Raw genomic sequence first — 3,286 nt, forward strand, 5'->3', positions numbered from 1 at the left:
ACATGAGTATGCGTGATGCCAACCGTGGTGGATGTTCTCAATCTTGCCGTTGGAAATACGACCTTTACGATATGCCATTTGGGAAAGAACGCAAGAGTTTGAAGGGTGAGATTCCAGAAGAATTTTCAATGTCAGCCGTTGATATGTCTATGATTGACCATATCCCAGATATGATTGAAAATGGTGTGGACAGTCTAAAAATCGAAGGACGTATGAAGTCTATTCACTACGTATCAACAGTAACCAACTGCTACAAGGCGGCTGTGGATGCCTATCTTGAAAGTCCTGAAAAGTTTGAAGCTATCAAACAAGACTTGGTGGACGAGATGTGGAAGGTTGCCCAACGTGAATTGGCAACAGGTTTCTACTACGGTACACCATCTGAAAATGAGCAGTTATTTGGTGCTCGTCGTAAAATTCCTGAGTACAAATTTGTCGCTGAAGTGGTTTCTTATGATGATGTGACACAAACAGCAACTATTCGTCAACGGAACGTTATTAACGAAGGCGACCAAGTTGAGTTTTATGGCCCAGGTTTCCGTCATTTTGAAACCTATATTGAGGATCTTCACGATGCAAAGGGAAATAAAATCGATCGTGCTCCAAATCCAATGGAACTTTTGACAATCAAAGTCCCACAACCTGTTCAAGCTGGAGATATGGTTCGAGCTCTCAAAGAAGGTCTTATCAATCTTTATAAGGAAGATGGCACCAGCGTCACAGTTCGTGCTTAATAAACAAGCAGGAGATGAAAGCTTTCTAGTTGCTTTCCCTTTAATCCTGCTCACTAAAAGAAAAGAAGTTAAAGAAAATATATCAATTTCGTCCGAGATTTCATCTCGGATTTTTCATTATTTTTCAGAAAGACCTAGATAATGGTCGGATTTATTACAAGTTTTTTCCAATTTTTTCTATATAGTAAGCTCAAAAATAGTAAAATTGTAAATAATTTCCATTAAACGCTTTCAATGTTGGTAAAAAGTTGACAAATCTAATTTTTAGGACTAAACTAAGTAAGTAAATTTTAATTAAAAGGAGAATTCATCATGAATTTAACATTTTTTGGTCTATGTCTTGCCTGTATGGGTGTATCTCTTGGTGAAGGGTTATTGATGAATGGTTTGTTGAAATCAGTAGCTCGCCAACCAGATATTATCGCTGAGTTTCGTAGCTTGATGTTTTTAGGGGTTGCCTTTATTGAAGGAACTTTCTTCGTAACTCTTGTCTTCTCATTTATTATTAAATAACGAAATATAAATTGGAGAAGGGAGAATGTTAGATGGAAGAAAGTATCAATCCAACCATCAATATTGGTCCTGTTACCTTTGATTTAACCTTGACAGCCTTGACTTTGCTGTCTGTGTTTCTGATTTTTGCATTTATCTATTGGGCAAGTCGTAATATGACATTGAAACCCAAAGGTAAACAAAATGTACTAGAGTATCTCTATGATTTTGTAATTGGATTTACAGAACCTAACCTTGGTTCCCACTACATGAAAGATTACTCACTCTTTTACTTATGCTTATTTCTTTTTATGGTCATCGCCAATAATCTTGGTTTGATGGCTAAACTTCAAACAACAGATGGAACAAATCTTTGGACATCGCCAACTGCAAATCTTTCATTTGACCTTGTCTTGTCTTTCTGTATTATTGTGATGGCGCACATTGAGGGGATTCGTCGTCGTGGGATTAAACAATACCTAAAAGGTTTTGTGACTCCTGCGTTTATGACACCGATGAATCTACTTGAAGAAGTCACGAATTTCCTTTCTCTTGCTTTGCGGATTTTTGGGAATATCTTTGCAGGTGAAGTAATGACAAGTTTGCTTCTCTTACTTTCACATCAGGCTATTTTTTGGTATCCAATCGCATTTGGGACAAACTTAGTTTGGACTGCATTTTCCGTGTTCATTTCTTGTGTACAGGCCTATGTCTTTACACTATTATCCTCTATGTACCTAGGAAATAAAATTAATGATGAAGAGTAGAAAGGAGTAACTGATGCACGTAACAGTAGGTGAATTAATTGGTAATTTTATTTTAATCGCTGGCTCTTTTATCCTTTTGCTAGTCTTGATTAAAAAATTTGCATGGTCTAATATTACAGGCATTTTCGAAGAAAGAGCTGAAAAAATTGCTTCAGATATTGACAGAGCTGAAGAAGCACGTCAAAAAGCAGAAGTATTGGCTCAAAAACGCGAAGATGAATTGGCTGGTAGCCGTAAAGAAGCTAAGACAATCATTGAGAATGCGAAAGAAACAGCTGAGAAAAGTAAGGCTAGTATTTTAGCAGATGCTAAACTAGAAGCAGGACGCTTAAAAGAAAAAGCAAACCAAGAAATTGCTCAAAACAAAGCTGAAGCTTTACAAAGCGTTAAGGGTGAGGTAGCAGATTTGACAATCAGCTTGGCTGGTAAAATCATCTCACAAAACCTTGATGGTCATGCCCATAAAGAACTCATTGATCAGTATATCGATCAGCTAGGAGAAGCTTAATGGACAAGAAAACAGTAAAGGTAATTGAAAAATACAGCATGCCTTTTGTCCAATTGGTACTTGAAAAAGGAGAAGAAGACCGTATCTTTTCAGACTTGACTCAAATCAAGCAAGTTGCTGAAGAAACAGGTTTACCTTCTTTTTTAAAAAAAGTGGCAGTAGACGAGTCTGACAAGGAAAAAACGATTGCTTTCTTCCAAGACTCTGTGTCACCTTTATTGCAAAACTTGATCCAGGTTCTGGCATACAATCACAGAGCAAATCTTTTTTATGATGTGCTTGTAGATTGCTTGAACCGACTTGAAAAAGAAACAAATCGATTTGAAGTGACGATTACGTCAGCTCATCCTTTAACTGATGAACAGAAGAGTCGCTTGCTCCCTTTGATTGAGAAAAAATGTCTCTGAAAGTAAGGAGTGTAAAAGAACAAATCGATGAAAGTCTTATTGGTGGTTTTGTCATTTTTGCCAATCACAAGACAATTGATGTGAGTATTAAACAACAACTTAAAGTTGTTAAAGAAAATTTGAAATAGAAAGTGGTGTTCTTTTGGCAATTAACGCACAAGAAATCAGCGCTTTAATTAAGCAACAAATTGAAAATTTCAAACCCAATTTTGATGTGACTGAAACAGGTGTTGTAACCTATATCGGGGATGGTATCGCGCGTGCTCACGGCCTTGAAAATGCCATGAGTGGAGAGTTGTTGATCTTTGAAAACGGCTCTTATGGTATGGCTCAAAACTTGGAGTCAACAGACGTTGGTATTATCATCCTAGGTGACTT

Annotated in this window: 3 protein-coding genes and 3 pseudogenes; all 6 read left to right on the forward strand. The window is 37.1% G+C overall.

Features of this window, described 5'->3' with window-relative positions; all coding sequences use genetic code 11:
• Positions 1-734: pseudogene (locus SMIDD26_RS12600) on the forward strand (U32 family peptidase C-terminal domain-containing protein); the annotation flags it as partial.
• Positions 735-1,046: 312 nt separating this feature from the next.
• Positions 1,047-1,247 (forward strand): F0F1 ATP synthase subunit C, encoded by a 201-nt coding sequence (locus tag SMIDD26_RS02965; RefSeq protein ID WP_001054557.1) that lies wholly within the window; start codon positions 1,047-1,049, stop codon positions 1,245-1,247.
• 32 nt (positions 1,248-1,279) lie between these two features.
• Positions 1,280-1,993: a F0F1 ATP synthase subunit A gene (atpB, locus tag SMIDD26_RS02970; protein ID WP_000392863.1), complete on the forward strand. Its 714-nt coding sequence runs from the start codon at positions 1,280-1,282 to the stop codon at positions 1,991-1,993.
• A gap of 13 nt (positions 1,994-2,006) precedes the next feature.
• Complete coding sequence (atpF, locus tag SMIDD26_RS02975) at positions 2,007-2,501, forward strand: F0F1 ATP synthase subunit B (RefSeq protein ID WP_000558549.1); 495 nt, start codon at positions 2,007-2,009, stop codon at positions 2,499-2,501.
• Positions 2,501-3,036 (forward strand): annotated as a pseudogene (locus tag SMIDD26_RS02980) (F0F1 ATP synthase subunit delta). Before atpF ends, SMIDD26_RS02980 begins: the two are co-directional and overlap by 1 nt.
• Before the next feature lie 14 nt (positions 3,037-3,050).
• Positions 3,051-3,286, forward strand: a pseudogene (locus SMIDD26_RS02985) (ATP synthase subunit alpha); the annotation flags it as partial.

The organism is Streptococcus mitis (genome assembly GCF_001579035.1).
GTDB classification, from domain to species: domain Bacteria; phylum Bacillota; class Bacilli; order Lactobacillales; family Streptococcaceae; genus Streptococcus; species Streptococcus mitis_J.

Excerpts from the sequence above, each read along its gene's own strand:
- atpF (WP_000558549.1), top strand. The coding sequence starts at position 2,007 with ATGCACGTAACAGTAGGTGAATTAATTGGTAATTTTATTTTAATCGCT.
- atpB (WP_000392863.1), top strand. The coding sequence starts at position 1,280 with ATGGAAGAAAGTATCAATCCAACCATCAATATTGGTCCTGTTACCTTT.
- SMIDD26_RS02965 (WP_001054557.1), top strand. The coding sequence starts at position 1,047 with ATGAATTTAACATTTTTTGGTCTATGTCTTGCCTGTATGGGTGTATCT.